This window comes from Micromonospora yongxingensis (genome assembly GCF_052601155.1).
This window is the reverse complement of the sequence record NZ_JBQXEO010000006.1, coordinates 13,068-39,131: the sequence shown is the minus strand read 5'-3', so window position 1 is coordinate 39,131 and position 26,064 is coordinate 13,068. Positions and strand designations below refer to the sequence as shown.

Here is a 26,064-nt window from a genome sequence, read left to right as displayed (position 1 = left end):
CACCGCGAACTCCTAACTGCCGGCCGAGTTGTACGCCTGAGCCGTCACCCTGACCTGTCGGGCGAGACCCGGCCGTGCGGGCCAGGAGATCCGCACCTGACGCGTCTCTCCCGGCAGGAGCCAGAAGTAGTTGTCGTCGTAGCGGGCGGGCAGAACCCGGTCACCGTGCTGGTCGTGCACGGCCAGCCGGACCAGCGCGGCCACGGTGCGACCCTGGTTGCGGACCGTCGTGGTGACCGTGCACCGGCCGTCGACGACGCGTACGACACCGGTCGACGTGGAGAGCCGGGTGCTCGGCAGGTCGTTGAGCGCCCGCATCTGCTCGGCCTGGTCGTACCGCCAGTAGGTGTTCTCCGCCAGCAGCCGGTCGCGGTTGTCCCGCAGCTCCAGCCGGACCAGGTGCAGCCCACCGCCCTCGGGCGCGGCGAGCGGGAACGCGGCCGTCGTCGACGAGCGGGCGACGTCCACCCGCTGACGCTGGGGCGTGCCCAGGGACCGGCCGCTCAGGTCGTAGCGGCGGGCGGTGACGGTGGCGCCGCTGAGCGCCGTGGTGGTGTGGTTGACCGCCCGCACCTGCCAGGTGCCCGGATCGGCCTGGACGTGCAGCGGCTCGCAGCCCTTGCGGGCTCCGTAGTAGGCGCCGTTCACGTCCAGGTCGTAGTCGTAGGTCTGCCAGACCGTGCTGTGCCAGGCGGGGTGCGACATCCACAGCAGCAGGCCGGTGGCGTCCTGCCACAGGTTGGCGTTCCACGCCTCGAACATGGCGCGGTGGCTCTCGTAGTTGACGAACTGGGCCCGCACGGCGAACTCGTCGAGCGAGTCGGACTCGCCGAGCCGCGCGTCGATCGCGGCCTGGTACGTGCCGACGCGCTGGTTGCCGATCGTCGACCAGTCGTGGTAGTTCCACACCTCGCCGATCGGCCATGCCGGTGCGTCGCCGACGAGGTTGCGCATGCTCTCCACGACCGGGATCACCGGCATGCCGATCTCGGTGTGGAAACCGAAGGCACCGGTGTCGTACGTGTTTTTGTTGTTGTACGTCCCCGGCTCCACCCAGTGGTACGGGCCGTGGCCGCTGACGATGCCGCCGGCGGAGTTGGGGATGTAGAGGATCTCCGGGTGCTCGGTGGCGGCCGCGTGCTTGAGCCCGGCGTCGACGATCGGCGGCGGGTCGCCCTCGTTGGCGCCGCACCAGACCACGATGCTCGGGTGGTGGCGGAACCGCCGGATGGTGTCGGCGGCGATGTCCACGTAGCCGGGTGGGTTGGGCAGGAACTGCCCTGCCTGCCAGAAGTCGTTCCACACCAGGATGCCCTGCTCGTCGCAGGCCTGGTAGAGCTCCTCGCGGTTGCTGCTGCCGAGCCAGTTGCGGATCATCGTGAAGTTCATGTCGCGGTGCATCTCGACCGTGTCGGCCAGCCGGTCGGGCAGCACCCGACGCAGCAGCTCGTCCCAACCCCAGTTGCCGCCCCGGGCGAACACCGGCACCCCGTTCACGCTGATCTTGAGCTGGGTGACAGCGTTGCTGACCGCCTTCACGTCGGTCCACCGCTGCCCGTCGTCGGAGACCTGGATGACGAAGTCGCGGGCGTACGCCTGCTCCCAGACGATCGTGACCTGGTCGAAGCTGACCGGTGCACCGAGGTCGACCTGAATCCACTGGTTGTCCTCGAACTTCGAGGACCATCGGGTACGCGGGTTGCCGTCGACGGCCCGGTCCGGGCCGTTCGAGTCGCTGTCGGAGGACGACGCCGTGGCCGTTGCGCCCAGGGCCAGGTCAACGTCCGGCTCGGCCTGTCGCTGCACGGAGAGCGCCCACATGGAGACGCCCCACGAGGTCACCCGGGCGCCGGTCTGGATGCGCAGGTGCTGGGCGGTCCGGGTGGGGAAGGTCTCGACCTGCGTGGCCCGGCTGCCGAGCGGCGTCTCGTTGCTGACCGACGTCACGTCGGTCCAGGAGTCCCCGTCGGCGGACACCTGGACGCGGTAGTCCAACGCGTACGCCTGCTCCCAGACGATCGTGACCCGGTCGAAGTCGACAGCCGCGCCGAGGTCGACCGCGATCCACTGGTTGTCCTCCGACCTGGAGGCCCAGCGGGTCGCCCGGTCGCCGTCGACGGCCCTGCCCGCCACGTTGGTGTCGTTCTCCGCCGACGACGCCGTCGCGTCCCGGTGCAGGGCGAGGTCCGGCCCGGTGCCGTCGGCCACCGACAGCGAGAACATCGAGATGCCCCAGCCGGTGGCGCGCTGACCGGCCTGGATACGCACGTGCCGCGCGTGCTGCCGGTCGAACGTGACCGTCTGGGTGGCGGCGCCGTCGACGAACTCCAGCGCCGGCGCGGCGGGCGGTGAGATCACGACCGGCTGGTGCCAGTCGTAGCCGAACTCGCGGACGCCGAAGCGGAGCTTCCGCTGGTCGCTGACCGAGCGGCGGACGGTCGCCGTGACCGTGAGGTCGTACAGGTCGGGGTCGCCGTAGCCGTTGGGCCACCAGAGCCGGGGTTTACGCAGTCGCAGCGCACCGAAGCGCTCCGGCGCGAAGGTGACCGTGGTGTCCCCGCCCGCCGGCACGGTCACCGTCGACTCGACGCGTACCTTGTCGAACTCCGCCCGCACGGTGACCGTGGTGGGGGTGTCGGCCGCGTTGCGCACCGGCACCCTGATGGTGACCTCGGCGGTGTCCGTTCCCGGCAGGTCGGGCAGCGTGGTCATGACGTGCGGGTCGCCGACGACCACGGCACCGGTGCTGCGCAGCCGGACGTGGTCCCACAGGCCCGTGACGCGGTCCCGGACTGCGGGCATCCAGTCCCATCCGGACACCGCCAGGTAGGTCGGCGCGTCCAGGTAGTGGTGGGCGGACTGGAGGAAGGTCCGGCCGTCGGGGCCCTTGTCACCGGGGGTGCCCGGGTGCGGCATCGGGGTGACCCGGACGGCGAGGACGTGCTCGCCGCGGCGGCCGGCCAGGGCGTCGGTGATGTCGAAGTCCGCCCGGGCGAACGGGTGCGCGACGCTGCCGACCTGCACACCGTTGACCCACGCCGTGGCCTCGTGGTTGATGCCGTCGAACTCGAGCCAGATCCGGCGACCGGCCGAGGTGTCCAGGTCGCGCGGCAGGCGCAGCGCGCGCCGGTACCACCACGTGTGCCGGGACAGCGCCTCCGGGATGCGCATGTTGTTGAAGCCGGAGACGGGGTCGGGCAGGTGGCCCTGGTCGACCAGGGTGCCCAGCACGGTGCCGGGCACGGTCGCGGGCAGCCAGGACCGGACGTCGACGCCGGGGCTGGACAGCGCGGCGCCGTCGGCGGTGCCCGCGAAGTCGTCCATCGTCAACGACCAGCCGGACTCCAGCGGCACCGTGCCGTCGGCTGCCACCGTGAGTTCGGGCGCCGAGCCGGTGTTGCCACCTTCCCAACTGGTCCACCCCTCGGCCTTCGGCCGGCCCGCCAGGGGGACGCCGTAGACCTGGAAGCCGTTGAGGCCCACCGGGTTGCCGTTCGAGCGCCGGGTCGACGTCATCCGGATCCAGCGTGCGGTGACCGGCTCGGGCAGCTTGATGGCCTGGACGCCGCCCTGGCCCTCGCTGGTCTCGTACACCGGCCGCCAGTCCCGGCCGTCGGCGGAGACCTCGATCCGGTACGCCGTCGCGGCGCTGGAGAGGATCTCGTCGCCGTCGGTGTCGGTGTAGTTGCCGTCGAACGGCCCGTCGGCGAGCGTGGCCTCGAAGACCAGGGTGACCGCCTCGATCCGGCACGGCGCCTGCAGGTCGACGGAGATCCACTGCGGATCGCCGGCGGCAGCACGCCATCCGCTGCCCCGCACGCCGACCTGCGGCAGACCGTCCACGGCGAACGTGCCGGGCGTCGGCGCGTAGTCCGTCGAGGAGACCGTCACCGGGCGGTACAGGGCGAGGTCGGTGGCCGTCGGCGTCGCGGGCGCGGCGGACGCGAGGGCGTCCGGCAGCACCGCGGTGACCCCGACCGACGCGAGCAGCGTGGTTCCGGCGGAGAGGAACGTGCGCCGCGACATGGGCGATAGCTCGGACATCTTGCCTCCAGACATGACAACGTTGTCGGATCGGATCCAAGACAACGTTGTCAGATCGTGGCGGCATGTTTCACGAGAGTCAAGACCCCGAGTCCATCGTGATTCCGCGAACACGGTGCGCAGTTGGTCCACTTCCGACGGCAGGTCACAGTCGGGCCGCTGAGGTGACTCCGGCTACGTCCGGGAGCCCTCCAGAGCGCCCTGGCCTGCGGGGCGGCAGGGGTTGGCGCGCTGCCTTTGGAGCTGATGTCGTAAACGATTCAGACCGGCTCGCTGACGCCTCCCGCCCGGAGCCCGCAGCCCGCACTCGCGCCCGGAGCCGCAGCCCGGAGCCCCGCAGCCTGCGACGCGGTCCGTGATGTCGTGAACGACTCAGCTCCAAAGGCACCGACCAGCACATCCCACCGATGCGACACCGACGCGGATCAGTCAGGGCAGACACAGATCCATCAGTGGAAAGAGGGTGCGGGCGGCAGGTCGCCGCCCGCACCCGAGGGCATCACTCCGGGTACGAGGGCCCCGGCTCGGTACGCAGCATCCGCTTGAGCATGCGGTTCGCCGCCCGCATGTCGTCGCTGATCAATTGGGTCCGCACAGTCCCCTTGCCGGTCAGCTTGCCACCCACCTCGAACACCGCCGTCTCGCCCGGCAGCGGCACCGCCTGGCATCCGGTGTACGTCTCGGAGGGAAGGCGGCCGTCCAGCAGGTAGGCGTACACCGGGTCGTCCACACACGTCGTGTAGTACGGGAAGACACCGTGGCTACCCTCGTTGTCGACGCTGATCATCGACGCGCCGGGAAGCTTCTTCGACGCCGTCAGCGCGCCCTCGTACGCCGTCGCGACGTCGAGTTCGTCCTGCAGCATCAGCACCTTGGGGAACGTCTTCCGGTCGAACGTCGGCATCTGGTTGCTCGTCGGCCAGTACGCACAGGCCGGCGGGTTCTGCAGGTACGGGGCCACCAGCGGGGCGTCGCGGGTCAGTCGCCGGCTGAAGGCGTTCCAGTACGCGACGCTGTCGTTCCACTGCCCGTCCTGGCAGCGGATCACCTCGAAGACGTAGTCGATGTCGTACGTGTACTCACCCGCACCCTGGGCCAGGGTGAACTGGTCACGTTGGGCCTTCAACGCCGCCTCGGCGTTGACCCGCGACCGCTGGATGTACGCCCGGTCGTCGGCGGTGATCCCCGGCGCGGCGAGCAGCTTCGTGGTGGCCGCCGCGAGGATCTGCTCCGGCGTCCAGCCGTTCCACTCCTCGTAGTACTGGATCACCGTGTTGACCGCCGCCGCCGCGGTCGGGTAGTTCTGCGTGTCGTAGAGGGCGCCGAGGATGAACCAGCCGAACATGAACGGCCCCATCCCGACCCGGGTGCCGCCGGCCCGCTCGAACATCTGCCGGATCGCCATCGGGTCGGTGCCCCGACCGTACAGATCGTCGTGCCGGGCCATGTACGGCAGAAGCTGCTCCTGGAACGCCCGGTCACGGGTGAACGGCTGCAGGTCCCAGGTCTCCTGCAGCGTCGGCGAGCCGACCGCGGCCACCGAGTCGAGCACCATCCGGCCGGTGCGGCTCCCGAACGTGGCGGCGTACCAGGTGCCCAGCCAGGTTCCGTACGAGTAGCCCAGGTAGTTCAGCTTCCGCTCACCCAGCAGCACCCGGATGAAGTCCATGTCGTACGCGGTCTGCTCGGTGGTGATGTACTTCGTCAGCTCGGTGTTGCGGCAACCGGCCACATTGGCCCGGGTGATCAGGTCGTTGGTCACGTCGGTGTCCCGGTAGGTGACCGTGCAGAGCAGCGGCGTGCTCTGGCCGACGCCGCGCGGGTCGAAGCCGATCACGTCGTAGTGCTCGGCGAGCTCGGGCGCGGATAGCGCCACGTACGGTGCCAGCGACAGGCCACTGCCGCCCGGGCCACCCGGGTTGACCAGCAGGACACCCTTGCGGTCCTCGCCGGAGGCGATGGTACGGCTGATGCGGACCTGGATCGTCCTGCCGTCACCGGGGTTGTGCCAGTCGCGCGGCACGGTCACCGTCGCGCAGGACAGCCGCAGCTTCGCCTCGTCCTCGGCGCTGGTGTCGGGCAGCCCGCACGGCTCCCAGGTCGGCCGCTGGGCGGTGAGGGAGCCGGCCAGGGCGGCGGTGTCGGGCTCGGCAGCCGTGGCAGCAGCAGCCGTGGACACGGCCGTACCGCTGCTCAGGACGGCAGCGGCCAGGGCCGTGGCGAGGATGGCGGCCGGCCGGCGCGCGCGGCGCAGGCCGGTCGAGGGGTGAGGCATCGTCCCGTCCTCTCATGGAGCAGATGATCGAATGGCCTCCACCCTGGCCCAGGTGTGTTTCGGTGCTTCGATCCCGCCCTGACGAAGACCGGCCATGGCGTGATCTCGCCAGTCACAACCAGCCACGCCGGCTGGCCTGCACGCCGAGCTGGAACCGGCTGCGCGCGCCGAGCAGCTCCTGCAACCGGCTGACCCGACGGTGCACGGTGCGTTTGCTGATGCCGAGGTCGCGGGCGATGGACTCGTCGGTGAGGCCCGCGGTGAGCAGCGCGAGCAGCCGCTGTGTTTCGGCGGAGGGCTCGTCATCGGGCTGGGCGGCGTCGGCGGTGGCGTGGATCGGCGCACCGAGCCGCCAGAACACCTCGAACAGCTCCGAGAGCCCGTCCAACAGGCGGGACCGGTGCACGAGCACCGCGTCGGCGTCGTCCCCGCTGCCGCGCGGCAGGATGATGAGGCCACGGTCGGCGTCGGTCAGCATCATCTTCAGCGGAAGTTCGGGGAAGACGCGGGCCTGCTCGCCCGCCGCGACGGCGGCGCGCACCGCGGCCAGCATCGCCTCGTCGTGCAGCAACTCCCCCTCGTAGACGCACCGGTAGCGCAGGCCGCGCCGCAGCGCGTCGTACTGGACCTCCTCCGGCACCCGTGTGGTGTCGCGCAGGTACGGCCCGCGCTCCAGCCCTCGTACCTGCGTGCGGGCGCCGGCCTGCAACTGGCGAAACAGCTCCCGGGCGGCCTGCTTGCCCTCGATGACCTCGACGAACGCCGCACCGGTGCCGTGGACCGCGGTGTACAGCCCGGACAGTGTCTCCGCCGTGGCGCGGGCCCGGGCGGCCTCCATCTCCCGCTGCGCCGCCCAGCTCTCCAGCGCGGTGCGCGGCGGGCGGACGTGCAGGACACCGGCGGCGTCGCGGTGCACCGCCCCGCTCTTGACCAGCCCGGCGAGTGCCCGGGTGGCCTGCGGTGGCGCGGTGGACAGGAACTCCCGCTGCGCTACGGGAGCGACCGTCAGCAGCTCGCGGTAGACGTCCGCGACATCCGACGCGAGTGGGAGCGATCCCAGCTCAGGGACTGGGGGTACGCCGGAGGGGTCGGTCGGCATGCCGGCGATCGTACAAGCGCCCGGGCGGACGGCCGAAGGCGCCGGCTACGGCCCGATAGACGGTTGTGAAGGCCGGCGTCGCCCAGCATGATCGTTCTGTGGCGCGGTGGGCACCGGGTCGCCGGGAGAGTCGGGCAGCCCACTCGGGGTACTGCTGTGGTGACGACCCAGTGAGGAGGTGACGGGCCGATCTCATGCAAGGGGAGCTGCAACGCCTCGTCGACGCACTCGCCGCGTACACGGGCCGCCCGGCGCTGATTGAGGACCGGCGTCAGCGGGTGGTGGTCTACAGCGAGCACACCGGGTTGATGGACGACGTGCGCAAGGCGTCCATCCTGCGCCGGCAGAACACCCCGGAGGTGATGGCGTGGTTCCGGGACCTCGGCATCATGGACGCCCGTACCGTGGTGCGCACGCAGGCGTCGCGAGAGCTCGACCTGCTGCCTCGGGTCTGTGTGCCGATCCGTCACCAGGACCTGCTGCTGGGGTTCGTGTGGTTCATCGACCCGGACGGCACGATGGCCGACGCGGACATCACCGCCACCGGCCTGATGAGCGAGCTGTCGCTGGCGCTGTACCGGGAGAACCTCCTCGGTGAGCTGGCGTCCCAACGGGAAACCGAGGCGGCGCGGACCCTGCTCTCCGACAGCGACGCCAGCCGGGACCAGTCGCTGCGGACCCTGCGCGAGACCGGCCTGATCGCCGGGGATGGGCCGGCCACCGCGCTTGTCGCGCAGATGGTGCCGCCGCACGGCGAGCCGCCCGACGAGGTTGCCCGGCTGGCGCTGGAGCAGGCGCTGGTCACCACCCGGCGGTGGATCGGCACCCGGGAGGCGCTGCACCTGGTCCGCGACGACCACGGGGTGCTGCTGCTCTGCGGCGAGCGCGGTGCCGGGCGCCACTCCCCCGAGGTCGTCGCGAAGCTGCTCGACGACAACCTGCGGCAGGCGACCCGCGGGCTCGGCTCCGTGGCGCGCGTCGTGGTCGGGGTCGGTCAGCCGCGGCCCCGGCTGACCGAGGCGATCGCGTCGTACGGGGAGGCGCTGCAGTCGGCCCGGGTGGGCGTGCGGTTGCCGGCGCTCGGACCGGTGGTGTCGTGGGCTGGGCTGGGCATCTACCGGGTGCTGTCGCGGATGGAGGGTCGGAACCTGGACATCGCCGACGTGCACCCCGGGCTTGAACGGTTGCTGCGGGAGCAGCCGAACCCGGTGTTGCTGCAGACCCTGGAGCGCTATCTGGATCTGGCCGGCAACGCGCACGCCACGGCCGAGCAGCTGCGCCTGCACCGCACCACCCTCTACTACCGGCTGCAGCGGATCGAGGAGCTGGCCGACACCGACCTGAAGAACGGAAACGAGCGGCTCTGTCTGCACCTGGCGCTGAAGCTGGGCCGGTTGACCGGCGCGTACCGACCGCTGGAGTGACACCGGTGGGCGGGGCTACCGTCCCGCCCACCGGGTCCCCGGCTACAGGCCCGCGGCCACGGCCGCCGAGCGGCCACCGACGATCGGTAGCTCGATCCGGCTGCGGTCGAAGTGGACGGTGATGTCGGCCTGGTTCTGCTTCGCCCGGCTGCTGTAGCCGGAGTACGAGCCGAGTAGCACCACGCCGACCTGGTTGCCGGCCGCGAAGACGTAGTCCTCGGGGAGCAGCGGCACGTCGACGGAGTTCTTCCTGCCCGGCACCAGCGGCGTCGTCACGGACGGCGACTTCAGGTTGAGGCCGTCCAGGATGCCCTTGGTCACCAGCTCCTGCGGATCGGTGGCGACGGTCTTCTCGGTCTGCCGGTAGCAGGCGTCCTCGGTGCGTCCGCCCCAGGTGGCCGATTCACCCCAGCAGTCCTCGGTGGTCAGCGTCCGGATGCCGTCGCCGGAGGTGCTGAACCGCGGCCGGGTGCCGTAGTCGACCAGCAGGCCGGCGAAGCTGGTGTCCTCGCCGTTCACCGATGCGTTGATCTTGACGATCGGGGTGCCGGAGATGTGCAGCGGCTGGCGCAGCGGTTGGGAGAGGAAGACCAGGCGGTTCTCCGTGTTCGCCGCCGGGTCCGACGGGTGCCGGATCGCGTTGGTCTGGCTCATCGACGGGGTGTCCTGGAACGTCCGGGACGCCTTACCCGGCTGCGGGCGGACCGACAGCCCGCCGGCCGCCCCCTCGTCGCCGGGGCGCAGGAACACCTGGGTGCTCCGGGCGGCCGGGACCGGCCAGGTGCGGTGGGTCTCCCAGACGTCCGGAGCCCGTTCGATGTCGGCCATCGGCTCGGCCATGATGCCGTTCTGCACCCCGTGCAGCCAGAAGTCGAACCACCGGTGCAGGGTGTCCACCCACTCGCCCCGGCGGAAGTCGAACGGGTCGATGTGACCGGTGCCGGTCAGCCAGAGCTTGCGGGGCACGTTCTCCTCGGCCAACGCGTCCCACCACTTGCTGAAGTGGTCCGCGCGGACGTTGTTGTCGTTGATGCCGTGGACGACGAACACGCTCGCCCGCACCCGGTCCGCGTGCGGGACGTAGTCCCGCTCGGCCCAGAAGGCGTTGTAGTCGCCGGTGGCGTCGTCGCTGTCGACGCCGAGCTGGGCCCGCACCGGCGCACAGTGCTCCCGCCGGTCCGGGTTGGTGACCGTGTTGGAGAGGCTGCCGGAGTAGTTGTTCGCCCGGGTGACCAGGCCGTTGCTGCGCGAGTAGTCGTACCAGCTGGAGATCGCCGAGATCGGCACGATGGTGGTGAGCCCGCGCACGCCGCTGGCAGCGGCCGCGTTGGCCAGCGTCCCGTCGTACGACTTGCCGATCATGCCGGTCCTGCCGTTGTGCCAGTCGGCGACGACCCGCTTGCCGGCCGCGTCGGTGCCGGCCCGACGACCGTTGAGCCAGTCGATCGCGGTCGGCGCGCTGATGTTGTCGGCGCGACCACCGGTGACCGGACAGCCGGTCGCGTTGTTGGTGCCGATCATGTCGAGCAGGACCACGGCGTAGCCGCGCGGGACGAAGTAGTTGTCGTAGAAGAGCGGCCACTGGTCGTTGAGGCCGTCGCCGTCGACGTCAGCTTTGCACTCGCTCTCGTTGCCCCGGCACACGGTGGAGTAGTAGGGGCTGGCATCCATGATCACCGGCACCCGCAGACCGGCCTGGCTGGCCTTGGGCCGGATGATGTCCATCGCCACGACGTCGCGGGCGCCGTCGCCGTCGGTGTCGACGTCGGAGGTGACGAATACCCGCTCGCGGATCGCGTCGGCATACCCGAACACCGGCTGGGTGACTCCGTGCTGAATGACCGGCCTGACCCGGCCCGCCGTCGGGTTCGCTGTCGCGGTTGCCGCCGGCAGGCCGACGGCGATGGCCGCAACGACCACCACCGACGCTCGCCACCAGCTCCTTGTGGTTCGCATCGTGTTCCTCCCCATCTCCGGCACCGGCCGTGACCCGGTCGTCCCGGGCGAGGACGACGTGCCGGCGGTGCGGCAGTTCCTCGCACCCTAGAAACCGATTCACGGATGGTCATCGGACAGATGCGGGAGGTGATCGGCGTCCGGTCCTACGTCTGTCGCATCTCGACAGGCGTAGGACGGGACAGCGGGTGATTCCAACAGGTGCCCGATGACGCGCCGGCCGCCCGGCCATAGGTTCGCCGCACCACCTCCGCCGGTCGACCCGACCGTCACCCAGCGTCACCGGCGGAGCCCATCGGCGGCATCGGAGACGAGCGCGTCAACCGGTTGACGGGCGACGGGAAGGGCGGGATGTGCGGTTCTCGGGCCCAGCCGTGATCCCGCGGTTCATCGGGCGGTTCCTGGTGCCGGCGGCGTTCGCGGCGCTCTTCGCCGCACCACTGTGGTTCATGGTGGTCGGCTCGCTACGACCCGCCGGCCTGCCCCCGCCCCGCACCGTCGAGGTACTCCCGCCCGAGCCGACCATGGCCGCGTACGCCCGGCTGCCTGAGCTGATCCCGCTGTTCCGGTACCTGGCCAACTCGGCGCTGGTCGTCGCGGTCGCCGTGCCGCTGACCGTCGTCGTCGCCTCACTGACCGGCTTCGGGCTGCGGCTGTTGACGCCGGTGGCCCGCCGCCGGGCGGTCCTGGGCCTGCTGGCGGTGCTCATGGTGCCGGTCACCGCGGTGTGGGCCACCCGGTTCGAGCTGTTCCGGCTGGCCGGCGTGGTCGACACGTACGTCCCGTTGCTGGCCCCGGCGCTGCTCGCCGGCAGCCCTTTCCTGGTGCTGCTCTACGCGTGGAGCTTCGGCGGCGTGCCGGACACCCAGCTCGGGGCGGCCCGGCTGGAGGGCGCCGGATGGTTGACGATCTGGCGCCGGGTGGCGCTGCCGCAAGTGCGCCCGGCGACGCTGGCCGTCGGCGTGCTCGCCTTCACGCTGCACTGGTCCAACCTGATCGACCCGCTGCTCTACCTGCAGAGCGGTGACCGCTACACCTACCCGCTCGGCCTGCAGTTCCTGCGGCTGCTGAACCCGACGGACTGGCCGCTGCTGATGGCCGCCTGCGTCGTCGCGACAGCGCCGTGCGTGGTGGTGTTCCTGCTCGCCCAGCGAATCCTGCTCAACGACGATCCGCTGGCGGCACTGAGATCTGGAGGTCGTAGGTGAGCACGTTCCGCGCTCGACGATGGGGTGCCCTGATCACCGCCGCGCTGCTGCTCGGCTACGCGGCCGGCTGCGGCGCCGGCGACGGCGCGCCCGACCGGCCAGGAATCACCGTCGTGCTCTTCGGTGACGCGGAGGAGATCGCCGGCTACCGCAGCCTGGTCACCGCCTTCGAGCAGGCCCACCCGGACGTGTCCGTCAACCTCTCTCCCGTCGCCACCCAGGATGACCTGATGGCCCGGCTGACCACCTCGTTCGCCGGCGGGCAGCCACCCGACGTGTTCCTGCTCAACTACCGCCGCTACGGCCAGTTCGCCGCCCAGCAGGCGATCGAGCCGGCGCAGGCGTACCTCGACCGCAGCGAGGCGCTGAACGAAAGCGACTTCTCCCCGCGAGCACTGGACGCCTTCCGGTTCGACGGCAAGACGTTGACCTGCCTGCCGCAGAACATGTCGTCCCTGGTCGTCTACTACAACGCCGACCTGTTCGCGGCGGCCGGCGTGCCACTGCCGAAGGCCGGCTGGACCTGGGACGACTTCCTGGCCGCCGGGCGGGCCCTGACCGGCGACGGGAGGTACGGCGTGGGCGTGGAGCCGTCCCTGCCGCGGCTCGCCCCGTTCGTCTGGTCCAACCGGGGTGAGCTGGTCGACCACCCGGACAAGCCGACCACCCTGACCCTCACCGGCGACCCGGCCACCCGCGCCGCCGTCGACTGGTTCCTCGACCTGCAACTGAAGCACCACGTCGTGCCCCCGGACGCCGAGGAGCAGAGCGAGTCGAGTGAGGCCCGGTTCCTGCGCGGCACGCTCGGCATGTACCTCAACAGCCGGGTCGCCGTGCCGACGCTGCGCACGATCGACGGCTTCACCTGGGACGCGGCGCCGCTGCCGGTCGCGCCGGGCGGCGTACCCGCGTCGATCCTGCACAGCGACGCCTACTGCATGAGCGCCGGCCTGCCCGACCACGACCAGGCCTGGCGGTTCATCGAGTTCGCGATGGGCGGGCAGGGCCAACGGATCCTCGCCGCGTCGGGCCGCACGGTGCCGTCCCGGCTCGACGTGGCCAACTCCCCCGACTTCCTCGACCCGCAGAAGCCGCCCCGGTCGTCGCGGGTCTACCTCGACGCCGAGCCGCACCTGCGTGCCACCCCGCGCACCGGCACCTGGTCGCGGGTGGAGCGCGAGGCCGGCGGCCTGCTCGAGGAGGTCTTCTACGGCCGGATCGGACGCGAGGAGGGGCTGCGACAACTGGAGGAGAAGCTCCGGCCGCTCTTCGCGCTCCCGGTGGGCGCCGGTGGCTGAGCGGGGCGTGATCCGGCTCGAATCGCTGACCAAGTCGTACGGGAAGGTCGTCGCCCTCGACGGCGTCGACCTGGCGGTGGGCGCCGGCGAGATGGTCACCCTGGTCGGCCCGTCCGGCTCCGGCAAGTCGACGATCCTGCGGCTGATCGCCGGCCTGGACCGGCCGGACCGTGGTCGCGTCGTCGTCGACGGGCAGGACGTGGCCCGGGTGCCACCGCACCGCCGCGCGGTGGCGATGGTCTTCCAGGACTACGCGCTCTACCCCCACCTCACCGTCCGCGGCAACCTGCTGTTCGGGCTGCGGGTCCGCCGCGTCCGGCGCGCGGAGGCCGAAGAGCGGGCCCGGGCGGCGGCCGACCGGCTCGGCATCGCGGACCTGCTCGACCGCTACCCCGACGAGACCTCCGGCGGGCAGCGCCAGCGCATCGCCCTCGCCCGCGCGCTGCTGCGCGAGCCGACCGTCTACCTGCTCGACGAGCCGCTGGCCAGCCTGGACGCGCCGCTGCGCTTCGCCACCCGCGCCGACCTGCTCACCCTGCACCGGGAGCTGGGCACCACCACCATCCACGTCACCCACGACCAGGCCGAGGCGATGACGCTCGGCGACCGGGTCGTCGTCCTCGACCACGGTCGGGTCCGCCAGATCGGCCCGCCGCAGAAGGTCTACGACGAACCCGCGGACACCTTCGTGGCCGGCTTCCTGGGCAGCCCGCCGATGAACCTGGTGCCCGGCGGCGGCGTGCTGGGCGGCGCCACCCACCTGACCCTCGGCGTACGCCCGGAGGATCTGAGCCTCGACCCCGACGGGCCGGTGGCGGCGACCGTGGAGGCGGTGGAGGCGCTCGGCAGCGAGGCCATCCTGCTGACCCGCTGCGACGACGGCACGCGGTTGACCGTCCGCACCGGCCCCCGCCCCGGCGTGTGGCCGGGCGACCAGGTACGACTGCGCGCCGACCCGGGTCGGATCCACCGCTTCGACGCCGACACCGGGCGACGTCGGTGAGCACCGGCCGGGCCAGCCGACCGCTGACCGCGTGGGCGTTCCTCGCGCCGTACGCGGTGGCGGTCGCGCTGCTGATCGCGCTGCCCGCCCTGCTCAACCTCGGCTACGCGTTCACCGACCACACCGGGCTGACCCGGGACCCGCGCTTCACCGGCCTCGCCAACGTCCGCCGGCTGCTCGCCGACGACTTCCTCGTCGACAGCGTCCGAGCCTCCGCGGTCCACGTGGCGCTGGCCGTACCGCTGCGGTTGCTGGCCGCCATCGGGCTCGGGCTGCTGCTGGCCGCGCCCCGCCCCGGCGGCCGCTGGTTCCGGGTCGCGGTCTACCTGCCGACCGTCGTACCCGACGTGGCCCTGGCGGTGCTCTTCCTGTGGGTGCTCAACCCGCTCTACGGCCCGCTCAACCAACTGCTCGGGCTCGTCGGCCACCCGGGCATGAACTGGCTCGCCGAGCCCGGCTCCGCACGGGTGGCGGTGGCGCTGATGCTCGCGTTCCCGATCGGTGAGGGTTTCATCGTCGTGCTCGCCGCCCGCCGGATGCTCGACGGCCGGCTGTACGAGGCGGCGGCGCTGGAGGGCTGCGGCCCGTTCGGCCAGTTGCGCCGGCTCACGCTGCCGCTGCTCGCGCCGGTGCTGGTGCTGCTCGCCGTCCGCGACACGATCCTCACCCTGCAGGTCAACTTCGTGCCGGCGTACGTCCTCACCGACGGCCGGCCGGCGAACGCCACGCTCTACCTGCCGGTCTACATCTTCGACCAGGTCTTCGAGTTCTCCGGCTTCGCCTACGGAGCCATGATCACGAGCGTCCTCATGGTGGTCACCGGGGTCATCATCACCGCGCTGCTGCTGATGGTCCGACGCTGGCGGGTGCTGCGCTGAGCGTGACATCCTGCTGCGGTGAGACTCCGGATGTTCGCCGTCGTCGTCACCGTTCCGCTGCTCGTCGCCTGCGGCGGCACGGACGCCGCGCGGCCCACCGACCGGGGAGCGGGGATGCTCGCGAACCTGCCCAGCTGCGACCGGGTGCCGCTGGACGCCGACGCCGAGGTCGACACCCGGGTCACCGGCCTGCTGCTGCCCGACGGCGCACGGGTCACCTCGGTGGTCGAGCAGGGCGCCCTGACCACGGTCGCGGCCACCATCCGGATGACCCCGCTGGACGTCCGCGCCCACTACGAGAGCCGTGGCGACATCGACCTGCTGCGCGCCGAGGACGAGGTGTTCGAGGCCGAGGTGCTGATGCGGGCACAGGAACGACGGACGTATCTGCGGGCCACCGCGCTCTGCGCGGACGGGACGACGCTGACCGCGGTGGTCGGGCCGGACTCGGACGAGGCCGGCCTGCCCGAGTTCCAGAGCAACTGACCACCGAACCGGCTCGACAGATGTCCTAATCAGGCAGGTCGAATCGCAACAGATGCTCGGTGACGTCGGTCACTCCACTGTCTAGCGTGCGCACTGGACCACTTTCCGGTCGCCATGGCGCGTGGACAGGGAGACTGCATGAGACTCACGCTCGCCCGAAGGTACCGCGGCCTCGCGATGACAACGAGTCTGGGGCTGGTCGTCGCGCTCGCTCTGACCGCCTCGTCCGCGCCACGGCCGGTGCAGGAGTCGCTGGCCACCAACTCGCCCACCGGCCCGATGGAAATCCCCGACGAGTGGATGACCGCCCAGCGGATGAGCGACGGCAGCCGGGACCTCTCGGTGGCCAAGTACGCGAAGGCCCGCGGCGAGGCCCACGATCTCAACCTGCGCACCCGCCTCCTCTACCGCGACCTGGCGCAGCGGAAGTGGAACTTCTTCGGGCCAAGCAACATCGGCGGCCGGGTCGTGGACATCGCCGTCGACCCGAAGGTCCCCGACCAGATCTTCATCGCCGCCGCCTCCGGCGGCGTCTGGAAGTCCGACGACGCCGGCGCCACGTTCGAGACGGCCTGGCCGGACAACTGGACGCAGAGCATGGGCGCGGTCGCGATGACCAGCGACGGCGTCCTCTTCGCCGGCACCGGCGAGGCCCAGCCGGGTGGCGGCTCGATCACCTTCGGCGGCGACGGCATCTACCGCTCGAAGGACCGAGGCAAGACCTGGCGGCACGTCGGCCTGAAGGACAGCCACGCCATCGGCCGCTTCGCCATCGACCCGAGCAACGAGGACCGGATCTTCGCCGCCGCCAGCGGCAACCTCTTCGTACCGGGTGGCCAGCGCGGCGTCTACCTCTCCGAGAACGGTGGGACCAGCTGGAGGCAGGTGCTCGCGCCGCCGAACGCCACCACCGGCGCCACCGAGGTCGTCATCGACCCGAGCAACCCGCGCCGCATGTACGCGGCCATGTGGGACCACCTGCGCGAACCGCATCAGCGCACCTACGGCGGGCCCGGCTCCAGCCTCTGGCGCTCCGACGACGCCGGCCGCACCTGGTCGCGGATGACCAACGGCCTGCCCACCGACGCCGACCAGGGCCGCTGGGGCATCGCGGTCGCCCCGGACAACCCCCAGCGGCTGTACGCGTACGTCGGCACCGCACTCGGCCCGTTCCGCGCCTTCTACCGCTCCGACGACGGCGGCGACAGCTGGACGCAGACCCCGGTCACCGCCGGTCAGGCATCCCAGTCCACGTTCAGCTGGTGGTTCGGCAAGCTCTTCGTCGACCCCGGCAACGCCGACCACGTCTTCCTCACCGGGGTCAACCTGATGCGCTCGACGAACGGCGCGCAGAGCTTCTCGTCGGTGAGCGGCGTGCACGCCGATCAGCACGCGATGCGCTGGGACCCCAAGGTGCCCGGCCGGGTCTACCTGGGCAACGACGGCGGCCTCTACCGCTCCGAGGCGAACGGCGCGAGCGGCTGGGTCAAGGCGACCTACGAGCCGTACACCCAGTTCTACACGGTGGACGTGGCGCAGACCGATCCGGTGCTGAAGGTCGGTGGCGCGCAGGACAACGGCTGCAACCGCGGCTACAACGGCGTCGGCGGCCCGTGGAACGCCATCGGCTGCGGTGACGGCCTCCAGGTGGTCATCCACCCGGAAGCCTCGAACATCGTCTTCGGGTGCAGCCAGTACGGCTCCTGCTACCGGTCGGAGAACTCCGGCGGCACCCCCCGCCAGACCATCGGCACCGGCCAGACGACCTCGGAGCGCCGCAACTGGCTGACCCCGCTGCAGTTCGACCCGAGCGACCCGAACGTCATGTACTACGCCGGGAACATCCTCAACCGCTCGACGGACAACGGCCGCACCTGGACGCCGATCAGCCCGGACCTCACCGGCGGCGGCCCCAACGACCCGAACGGCTACCCGTGGGGCACGATCACCACCGTCGCCGCCGCGCCCACCGACGGCAACAAGCTCTACGTCGGCACCGACGACGGGAGGCTGTGGTGGACCGACGACCTCGGGCAGAACTGGCAGCAGGTCAACCCGGGGCAACTGCCCGGCACCTGGGTCACCCGGGTGGCGGTGAACCCCGCCGACAAGAACATCGCGTACGCCACCTTCTCCGCCTTCCGGTCCGGTAGCGACCGGTCGCACGTGATGATGACCCGCGACGGCGGTCGTACCTGGAGCAACATCGGCCAGGGCCTTCCGGACGCGCCGGTGAACTTCGTCGTCCCGACCGCCGACGGCCTGCTGCTGGTCGGCACCGACGTCGGGGTGTTCATGTCGGCGTGGAACGGTGGCGAGTGGGCGGCGCTGGGCACCAACCTGCCGCAGGCGGCTGTCATGTACCTGCGTTACCACGAGCCGAGCCGGCAGCTCACCGCGGCGACCTTCGGGCGGGGCGTCCACGACCTCGCGGTGCCCCGCTGCCCGGCAGCGTCGACCAGGCTGCCGCTCAAGCCGACCGGTGTCGGCGTGATCGGCGTGCTCGCCTCCTGCCGAGCGGGCTGATCAACCGGTAGTTCATCGCATCTGACGCAGCTCGCAGGCCACCTCCCGGACCGGGAGGTGGCCTGCCCGTTGAGGCGCAACGGTCATCTGCGCAGCCGGCGGGCGCAGGCGCCGTCGTGGCCGTCGCGGAGCAGGCAGCGCCGACCGCCAGACAGCCGCAGGTCGCAGAAGACCCGGTGGCGGAGGAACTGCCGGTCCTCCTCGGAGACGGTGGTCTCCCCCGGATCAGCCATCGGCAGCACCAGCATCCACCGGCCGATGACCCGGGCCAGGCGCTGCGCGGCGGGCAGATCGTTGGCAACGACGGGCAGGTGGATGACGTACCGCTGGCTCATTGAAGCTGGTCCCGCTCGTTGCGAGCGCGGGCCTGGTCGGTCTGCCAGCGACGCAGCCCGGCCTTGATCCGGGCAGTCTCGCGGCGGCTCTCGGCGAGAGCGGCGTAGATGGCGGCCATGTCGACGGCGACCCGGTCGAGGAAGGCGTACACGTCGTCGGGGTTCAGACCGCGACGCCCGAGCCCGGTCGGCGCGAAGCGGCGCTCGCGCACCTGCCACGGCAGCAGGCCGGTGTACGCGGTGGAGTGATACGTCGTGCCACCGCTCGGCGGTCCTGGTCGCTGGTTTCTGGCGTTCATGTCTGCCTGCCTTCCTGATGCGGAGGGGCGAGGGACGTTCGTGCTGTGATCAGCCTGCGACAGTCCGCAATGGAAACGCAACGTTCTAAACCGCGTTTTCCCTGTTGTGCATTGACTCTCTTTGCTGGAACGCGTAGGAGTTGCAGAAGCAGGTCACGCAGTGTTGCGTGATGCAACCAGGGAGTGTGCGGATGCCCGACGACATCGGATCGACCGTGCCGCGCCGGCAACTCGGCCGGCTGCTGCGACAGTTCCGCAACGAGGCCGGGGTGACGCTCGATGCCGCCGCCGAGGCCCTCGAATACAGCCGGCAGAAGATCTGGCGCCTCGAATGCGGCATGGGCTCGGTCCGGGTGCTCGACGTCAAGGCGATGTGCGAGCTGTACGGGGTGTCGCCCGAGATGACCGAGGCGATGCGCGGGCTCGCCGCCGAGACGAAGTCGAAGGGGTGGTGGCACGCGTACGGGGATGCGGTGCCGAACTGGTTCGAGCTGTACGTGGGGCTGGAGTCCGCCGCCGCTCACCTACGGGAGTACGAGGAAACGCTGATCCCTGGTCTGTTGCAGACACGGGAGTATGCCCTCGGCCTCGCTCGGCTGGACCAACCGTCTATCGGTGAAGAGGATCGCGAGCGGTCGGTGGAAGTGCGGCTACAACGGCAGGGGTTGCTGACCCGGCGGCTACCGCAGCCGCCCCGGTTGGACGCCGTGCTCTCGGAGACGGTGCTGCGTCGGGCCGTCGGCAGCAGGAACGTCATGGTCGAGCAGCTCACCCGTCTCCTGGACGCCGGAGAGATGCGGAACGTGTCCGTGCGGGTGCTGCCCTTCGCCGCCGGACCGCACTCCGGCGCGGTCGCGGGCTCGTTCGTGATCCTCGACTTCCCGGCGACCAACGGCGGGCGAACCGCGCCAGAGCCGTCGGTGGCGTACAGCGAATCGTTGACCGGGGCGCTCTACCTCGACAAGCCTGACGAACTGGCTGCCTACCGGGACGTATGGCGTGGTCTGGAGCGGCTGGCTCTTGATGAGGCACAATCGACGGACATGATCAAGAGCGTCATAGCGGAGATGCGACATGACTGACCTGACCGGCGCCGTTTGGCGCAAGAGCACCCGCAGCGGCGGCAACGGCGGTAACTGCGTCGAGGTCGCCATCAACCTTCCCGGCGTTGTCGCCGTACGCGACTCCAAGAGCCCTGAGGGGCCGGTACTCCGCTTCGAACCGGACACCTGGCTATTGTTCGCAGCCGCCGTGAAGCGTCCGGGTCTCCCCCGCATCTGAGGGAACCACATCCGACCGGCGTCGCCGCTGCGTGCGGACACGCAGCACCTGCGATGCTCCCTGGCATGGATGATTTGACGGGCCGCGTGCGGGCGTTCGCGGAGGAGCGGGACTGGCAACAGTTCCACACGCCCAAGAACCTCGCCATGGCCCTCGCCGGTGAGGTCGGCGAACTGATCGCCGAGTTCCAGTGGCTGACACCCGAGCAGTCCGCGACGGTCATGTCCGACCGCGACGCCGGTGCCCGGGTGAAGGCCGAGATCGGCGACGTGATGATCTACCTGACTCGGCTCGCCGACGTACTCGGCGTCGACCTGGCGGAGGCAGCTCTGACCAAGCTGGAGGATTCAGCCCTCCGCTACCCGGCAGACCAGGCTCGCGGCTCGGCAGCGAAGCGGTAGCCCCGCAACGCCAGCGTGGCGCTGAGTTGATCTCTTCGCTACAGTCCATGACGTAGGAGCGCGTCACGACGGGCTTCCGGCGACTGCCGGACACGCCCCCCATGCGCACGATCACTTCGTGCTGCCCGGGGGCAAGTGTTGTCAGCGTTTCGCACGTCCGCCGATGGTCTGCTGCGCCTGGTTGGCGGCGGCACGCTCGCCGAGCGGATCGTGGAGCAGATCGGTCGCAACGTGAGCCCGGCGGAGCGCCGTGCCTGGTCACGCAGCCTTGAGGTGCTGGGGCAGGATCTCGCCGACGCGGGCCTGGGCCAGGTTGAAATGCTGGTCGAGTACCAGTTGCCGCTGACCAGCAAGCGGGTCGACGTGGTGCTCGCCGGCGTGGACCCTAGGACGTCCGACGATTCATACGTGGTCGTGGAGCTGAAGCAGTGGTCCTACGCCGAGTCCTACGAGGGTTCTGACACCCTTGTGGCAGTGCAACACGCGCACGGCCCGCGGCTGCATCCCGGCGTCCAGGTTGAGCTGTACTGCGAGTATCTGACGGACTTTCTCGGCATCCTCGCTGGGCACCAGAATCCGGTGCGGGGGGCGGCGTACCTGCACAATGCGGTCGACCGCGACATCAGTGACCTGTTCGATCGCCCGGCTACCGAGCAGAGCCGGATCTTCACCAAGCAGCGGCGGGGCCAGTTCCTCGACTACCTGCGCGCCCATCTCGCCCCGACGTCAGGCGCTGGCGCCGCTGACCGCTTCCTCGCCAGCTCTGTTCGGCCCAGCCGCCACCTACTGAGGTACGCCGCGCAGGAGTTGAAGGATCGGTCGCACTTCACGTTGCTCGATCAGCAGCGCGTCGCGTACGAGCTGGTGCTGCACGCCGTGGAGCGAGCCCGATCCGCAGACCGCAAGTCGGTCGTTGTCGTGTCCGGCGGACCGGGCAGCGGCAAGAGCGTGATCGCGCTGTCGGTGCTTGGCGAGTTGGCACGCCAGAACCGTGCCGTCATGCACGCCACGGGCTCACGGTCGTTCACCCAGACGTTGCGCCGGTACGCCGGCAAGGGCTCGACCCGGTTGAAAAACCTGTTCGGCTACTTCAACAGCTTCATGTCCGCCGAGCGCAACGGTCTGGACGTGCTGATCTGCGACGAGGCGCACCGCATCCGGGAGACCTCCGTCAACCGGTTCACGTCGAAGGCCAAGCGGGACAAAGCTCGTTCGCAGATCGACGAGCTGATCGCCGCCGCCCGGGTGCCGGTCTTCCTGCTCGACGAGCACCAGGTGGTGAAGCCAGGCGAGTTGGGCAACGTCGAGGTCATCTCGTCGTACGCGAAGCAGCTCAACCTCGAGGTGGAGGTGGTGTCGCTACACAGCCAGTTCCGTTGCGGCGGCAGCGAGGCGTACGAGCGATGGGTCGTTGATCTACTCGGTCTCGACGACGACGAGCCGTCGGTCTGGACCGGTGACGGAAGGGTCGACCTGCGTCTCGCGGAGTCGCCGGAGGAGTTGGAAGCCTTTCTCTCCACGAAGCAGGCGGCCGGCGTGACCGCCCGAATGTCCGCCGGGTACTGCTGGCCCTGGAGCGACCCGCGCCCCGACGACAGCCTGGTGCCGGACGTACAGGTCGGCGGCTGGTCCCGACCGTGGAACGTCAAGAGTGAGCGCAGCGTCGGCGAGGCACCAGGCAGCGCGTTCTGGGCGACCGACCCGCACGGTTTCGGCCAGGTGGGCTGCGTCTATACGGCGCAGGGCTTCGAGTACGACTGGTCGGGCGTGATCATCGGGCCGGACCTGGTGGCTCGGGACGGCCGTCTGGTGACGCGACGCGAGGAGTCGAAGGACCCGGCGTTCCGCAGTCGCAAGACGGTCAGCGACGCCGAAGCCGATCTGCTGATCCGCAACACCTACAAGGTCCTGCTCACCCGAGGGATGCAGGGCACGATCGTCTACTCCACCGATCCCGAGACGCGGGAGTATCTCGCCTCGCTGGTCAAGGTGATCTGGCCGGTCGAGAGGGTGTACGAGCCGGCCGGCGAGAGCGACCTCGGCTAATCGACCGGTTGGGCTCAGCACGCAGCTCGCGCCGGTAGGGTCCAGTCACGGTCGACGAAAGGCAGCTCAACCATGACGATTCCCCACCTGACGGCCGCCGACGGCACCGCGTTGCCGGCGATCGGGCTCGGCACGTACCGACTGAACGGCTCGGCGGGTGTCGACGCGATCGGTCAGGCGATAAGGGCGGGCTACCGGTTGCTCGACTCGGCGGTGAACTACGAGAACGAGGGCGCGGTGGGTCGGGCCGCCCGCTCGGCGGGCGACGTGAGGGACGAGCTGGTCGTCACCTCGAAGTTGCCCGGACGGCACCACCGCTTTGACGAGGCGCTGACCACCATCGAGGAGAGTGTGTTCCGCACCGGCCTCGACCGGGTCGACCTGTACCTGATCCACTGGCCGAACCCGAAGGTCGACCTGTACGTGCAGGCGTGGCGGGCACTGATCGAGGCCCGCGAGCGCGGTCTGGTCAGGCACATCGGTCTCTCCAACTTCCTGCCCGAGCACATCGACCGGCTGGTGGCCGAGACCGGCGTCGCGCCGGTGGTCAACCAGATCGAGGTGCATCCGTACTTCCCGCAGCAGGAGGCGATCGACTACCACCGGGAGCACGGGATCCTCGTGCAGGGCTGGAGCCCGCTCGGCCGTGGCAACGACCTGCAGCAGCACCCGGTCGTGGTGGAGATCGCGACCGCCCACGGCATCAGCCCGGCGCAGGCCATCCTCGCCTGGCACGTGGCCCGCCAGGTGATCCCGCTGCCCAAGGCCGCCTCCCCGCAGCGGCAGGTCGAGAACCTGGACGTCTTCGACGTCAAGCTCACCGACACGGAGGTCGAGGCCATCACCGCGCTGGGCCGCCCGGACGGGCGCCTCGCGGACCAGGACCCCGCGGTGTACGAGGAGTTCTGACCGCCCCGACGTCCTGACCGGAGGGAGCCGGGGGTGGATGGCGGCGCCACCCACCCCCGTTCCGGTCAGAGCTGGCCGAGCACCGCGAACGGGTCCGCGCCGGCACCGCTGTCGACGGCCACGATCCGGCGCCGCAGCGTGAACGTCGCGCCCGGCGCCAGGGTCACCTGACGCTGGCTCATCACCCAGTTGTACGCGGCGTACGCGACGAAGCCGTTGTCCTCGTAGAGCAGGCCGTAGGTCTGCCGGTCCGACCCGGTCATGCCGATCCACGGCGCGGTGGGCGGGTAGTCGGCCGGGGTGCTGCTGGTGATGGTGCCGTGCCCGGCGACCCCGCTGCGCTGGCCGGCGCCGTCGTGGTCGAGCGCGTCGCCGGTCCAGAAGGTGCGCGACGCCGTACCGACGTTGGTGAAGACGCTCTCCGCCAGCACCCACGGCTCGTTCGGCCGGATGGTGTACGTCGTGACGACCTGGAGGTCGGCGACCGCCGTGCTGACGCCGGTGGCGCGGACGGACGCCAGTGGGCCGGTCGCGGAGAGCACCTCGACGGCACTGGAGCGGACGGTCCGCTGCTGCCACGCGTTGGTGCCGCGGGGCTGCGTCGCCGAGGCGTACGGCAGGTTGATCCAGTCGAGCTGGTCGAGGCGTCCGACCGCGGCCAGGTCCAGGGGCTTGCCGACGGTGACCCCGGACAGTTGCGGGTCGTCGGTGCCCGCCGAGACGGCCAGGGCCAGCAGGTCGTTGCCGAGCACCAGGTCGGACGCCTTCGCCTCGGCCTGCGGGCCGGGGATGACCCGACCAGCGCCGGCCGTGGTCGCCGCCCGGGTCAGCCGCAGGTCGAGCTTCGTCGGCGCGCCCTGGACGACCGCCGCCGGACGGCTCACCGGCTCGTAGCCGACCCCGTTCACGGTGACGGTGTAGCTGCCGGGCGGCGCGAAGGCGAGAACCTCCCCCGACGGGTCGGTGGTGCTCGCCACGAGTCGGCTGCCGTCCTCCCGGAGCACGGTCACCTGCACGTTCGGCAGGGCGGCGCCGGTGGCCGCGTCGGTGACCCGCCCGACGATGCCGTCGCCGGCGTCGATCCGGTACGCCCCCGGCACGCCGTCGCGCACCTCGAACGCCGCGATCGTGTACGCCGGTGACAGGGCGTCCCGGGCGTCCAGCACGATCCGCAGGTCGGCACGCCAGCGCCGCTCGGTGACGTCGCAGACCACGTACCCGCGGTAACTGCCGTTGTAGAACTTGACGTGCGGGTTGGCCGCGAGGCCGGCCCGGACGTCGGCGTCCCACCCGGCGCCGGAGGAGATCGACGTGCCGACGAACTCGGTGGCGACCGTCTTCGCGGCGGGATCGGTGAAGTCGGTCTTCAGGTCGTTCACCCAGTGGGTGTGCCAGTCTCCACCGAGCACGACGGGGTTCGACACCCGGTGCGTGGCGATGAAGTCGAGGATCCGGGAGCGGGCCGGCGGGTACCCGTCCCACTGGTCGAGGTTGACGATCTGCCCCGGCCCCAGGTCGTAGTCGAACGCCGCCATGATGGTCTGCTGGGCGATGACGTTCCAGCGCGCCTTCGACCGGCCCAGCCCGTCGAGCAGCCAGCGCTCCTGCTCGGGGCCGGTCATCGTGCGGGTCGGGTCGAAGACCTCGCCGGTCGGTTCCTTCCGCCCGTCGCCGAGCGCCTGGTCGCTGCGGTACTGCCGGGTGTCGAGCACGCTGAACTGGGCCAGCCGGCCGAAGTCGACCCGCCGGTACATGAGCATGTCCGGCCCATCGGGGCGTTGCTCGGGCCGCAGCGGAAGGTGCTCGTAGTAGGCCTGGTAGCCGTTGGCGCGGCGCTCCAGGAAGGGCCGGCCGTCGCCCGCGCCGGCCGGGACCGCGCCGGCGTAGTTGTTCTGCACCTCGTGGTCGTCCCACGTCATGATGAACGGGAACCGGGCGTGCGCGGCCCGCAGGTCGGGCGAGGTCTTGTAGAGCGCGTGCAGCCGGCGGAACTCGGTCAGGCTGCCGTTGGTGGTCTCGTAGATGTAGTCGCCCAGGTGCACGACGAAGTCGAGGTCCTGCTCGGCCAGGTCCCGGTAGGCGGGGTAGGGGCCGCCGGCCCAGGACTGGCAGGAGACGAACGCGAACCGCATGTGGTCGGCCTTCGCGCCGGGCGGCGGCATGGTGCGGGTACGCCCGGTGCGGCTGGACACCCCGTCGGCGGAGAAGCGGTACCAGTACCAGCGGTCGGGGGCCAGGTCGTCCACGAGCACGTGCACGGTGTGCGCCGCCGTCGGCGTGGCCGTCACCTCGCCGGACCGGACGACGTGGCGGAACTGCGGGTCGCGGGCCACCTCCCACCGGACGGGGACGGGCTCCGGCGGCATGCCGCCGTCCGCCGCGTTGAGCGGGTCGCGGGCCAGCCGCGTCCACAGCACGACGCTGGTGTGGTCCGGCTCGCCGGAGGCGACGCCGAGGGTGAACGGCGCCGGGTCCAGTTCGTCGGCGTACGCGGCGGGGAGTTCGGCAACCAGCTGGCTCACCGCGATCACGCCGGCGGTACCGCCCGCGATGGTCAGGAACCGCCGACGGCTGATGGTGGATGGGTCCGGCACTG

At 70.8% G+C, this 26,064-nt stretch carries 19 protein-coding genes; 12 read left to right on the top strand and 7 right to left on the bottom strand.

Annotation, left to right across the window (positions count from 1 at the left end; genetic code table 11):
- Positions 1-12: 12 nt before the first annotated feature.
- The 3 genes from ACTWLT_RS10035 to ACTWLT_RS10025 all read right to left on the bottom strand — a co-directional run bounded on the left by ACTWLT_RS10035 (position 13) and on the right by ACTWLT_RS10025 (position 7,418).
- Positions 13-4,044, bottom strand: coding sequence for a discoidin domain-containing protein (locus ACTWLT_RS10035; protein WP_445318076.1), 4,032 nt, complete (start codon positions 4,042-4,044; stop codon positions 13-15).
- 499 nt (positions 4,045-4,543) lie between these two features.
- Positions 4,544-6,319: an alpha/beta hydrolase gene (locus tag ACTWLT_RS10030; protein WP_445318075.1), complete on the bottom strand. Its 1,776-nt coding sequence runs from the start codon at positions 6,317-6,319 to the stop codon at positions 4,544-4,546.
- 112 nt (positions 6,320-6,431) lie between these two features.
- Positions 6,432-7,418: a LuxR C-terminal-related transcriptional regulator gene (locus ACTWLT_RS10025; RefSeq protein WP_445318074.1), complete on the bottom strand. Its 987-nt coding sequence runs from the start codon at positions 7,416-7,418 to the stop codon at positions 6,432-6,434.
- Positions 7,419-7,612: 194 nt separating this feature from the next.
- Between ACTWLT_RS10025 and ACTWLT_RS10020 the strand changes: the two genes are divergently transcribed.
- Positions 7,613-8,842 (top strand): PucR family transcriptional regulator, encoded by a 1,230-nt coding sequence (locus tag ACTWLT_RS10020; protein ID WP_445318073.1) that lies wholly within the window; start codon positions 7,613-7,615, stop codon positions 8,840-8,842.
- 42 nt (positions 8,843-8,884) lie between these two features.
- Here the strand turns inward: ACTWLT_RS10020 and ACTWLT_RS10015 are convergent, their stop codons facing one another.
- Positions 8,885-10,798 (bottom strand): Xaa-Pro dipeptidyl-peptidase, encoded by a 1,914-nt coding sequence (locus tag ACTWLT_RS10015; protein WP_445318072.1) that lies wholly within the window; start codon positions 10,796-10,798, stop codon positions 8,885-8,887.
- A gap of 374 nt (positions 10,799-11,172) precedes the next feature.
- On the opposite strand from ACTWLT_RS10015, the gene ACTWLT_RS10010 reads away from it, so the two are divergent.
- From ACTWLT_RS10010 to ACTWLT_RS09985, 6 genes are all read left to right on the top strand, one after another.
- Positions 11,173-12,006, top strand: a complete 834-nt coding sequence (locus ACTWLT_RS10010) for a carbohydrate ABC transporter permease (RefSeq protein ID WP_445318071.1) — start codon at positions 11,173-11,175, stop codon at positions 12,004-12,006.
- Entirely contained in the window at positions 12,003-13,304 is a 1,302-nt protein-coding gene (locus ACTWLT_RS10005) for an ABC transporter substrate-binding protein (RefSeq protein ID WP_445318070.1), read from the top strand. Before ACTWLT_RS10010 ends, ACTWLT_RS10005 begins: the two co-directional genes overlap by 4 nt.
- Complete coding sequence (locus tag ACTWLT_RS10000; RefSeq protein ID WP_445318069.1) at positions 13,297-14,307, top strand: ABC transporter ATP-binding protein; 1,011 nt, start codon at positions 13,297-13,299, stop codon at positions 14,305-14,307. Before ACTWLT_RS10005 ends, ACTWLT_RS10000 begins: the two co-directional genes overlap by 8 nt.
- Positions 14,304-15,185, top strand: coding sequence for a carbohydrate ABC transporter permease (locus tag ACTWLT_RS09995; RefSeq protein ID WP_445318068.1), 882 nt, complete (start codon positions 14,304-14,306; stop codon positions 15,183-15,185). Before ACTWLT_RS10000 ends, ACTWLT_RS09995 begins: the two co-directional genes overlap by 4 nt.
- 18 nt (positions 15,186-15,203) lie before the next feature.
- Complete coding sequence (locus ACTWLT_RS09990) at positions 15,204-15,671, top strand: hypothetical protein (RefSeq protein ID WP_445318067.1); 468 nt, start codon at positions 15,204-15,206, stop codon at positions 15,669-15,671.
- 177 nt (positions 15,672-15,848) lie between these two features.
- Positions 15,849-18,197, top strand: coding sequence for a WD40/YVTN/BNR-like repeat-containing protein (locus ACTWLT_RS09985; RefSeq protein WP_445318066.1), 2,349 nt, complete (start codon positions 15,849-15,851; stop codon positions 18,195-18,197).
- An 83-nt stretch (positions 18,198-18,280) separates the two neighbouring features.
- Here ACTWLT_RS09985 and ACTWLT_RS09980 read toward each other — a convergent pair whose 3' ends face one another.
- A complete protein-coding gene (locus tag ACTWLT_RS09980; RefSeq protein ID WP_445318065.1) occupies positions 18,281-18,532 on the bottom strand; it encodes a hypothetical protein in 252 nt (83 codons plus the stop codon).
- A complete protein-coding gene (locus ACTWLT_RS09975; RefSeq protein WP_445318064.1) occupies positions 18,529-18,831 on the bottom strand; it encodes a DivIVA domain-containing protein in 303 nt (100 codons plus the stop codon). The genes ACTWLT_RS09980 and ACTWLT_RS09975 overlap by 4 nt, the downstream gene beginning before the upstream one ends.
- Before the next feature lie 191 nt (positions 18,832-19,022).
- Here ACTWLT_RS09975 and ACTWLT_RS09970 point away from each other — a divergent pair, with 191 nt between their 5' ends.
- The 5 genes from ACTWLT_RS09970 to ACTWLT_RS09950 all read left to right on the top strand — a co-directional run bounded on the left by ACTWLT_RS09970 (position 19,023) and on the right by ACTWLT_RS09950 (position 23,468).
- Entirely contained in the window at positions 19,023-19,913 is an 891-nt protein-coding gene (locus tag ACTWLT_RS09970; protein ID WP_445318063.1) for a helix-turn-helix domain-containing protein, read from the top strand.
- A complete protein-coding gene (locus ACTWLT_RS09965; RefSeq protein ID WP_445318062.1) occupies positions 19,906-20,112 on the top strand; it encodes a DUF397 domain-containing protein in 207 nt (68 codons plus the stop codon). The genes ACTWLT_RS09970 and ACTWLT_RS09965 overlap by 8 nt, the downstream gene beginning before the upstream one ends.
- Positions 20,113-20,177: 65 nt before the next feature.
- Positions 20,178-20,513, top strand: a complete 336-nt coding sequence (locus tag ACTWLT_RS09960) for a nucleotide pyrophosphohydrolase (RefSeq protein ID WP_445318061.1) — start codon at positions 20,178-20,180, stop codon at positions 20,511-20,513.
- 138 nt (positions 20,514-20,651) lie between these two features.
- Positions 20,652-22,559, top strand: coding sequence for a DNA/RNA helicase domain-containing protein (locus tag ACTWLT_RS09955; protein ID WP_445318060.1), 1,908 nt, complete (start codon positions 20,652-20,654; stop codon positions 22,557-22,559).
- Between the two features lie 72 nt (positions 22,560-22,631).
- Complete coding sequence (locus tag ACTWLT_RS09950) at positions 22,632-23,468, top strand: aldo/keto reductase (RefSeq protein ID WP_445318059.1); 837 nt, start codon at positions 22,632-22,634, stop codon at positions 23,466-23,468.
- Between the two features lie 65 nt (positions 23,469-23,533).
- Here the strand turns inward: ACTWLT_RS09950 and ACTWLT_RS09945 are convergent, their stop codons facing one another.
- On the bottom strand, positions 23,534-26,062 hold the full coding sequence (locus ACTWLT_RS09945) for an alkaline phosphatase D family protein (RefSeq protein ID WP_445318058.1): 2,529 nt from the start codon (positions 26,060-26,062) through the stop codon (positions 23,534-23,536).
- Positions 26,063-26,064: the final 2 nt, after the last annotated feature.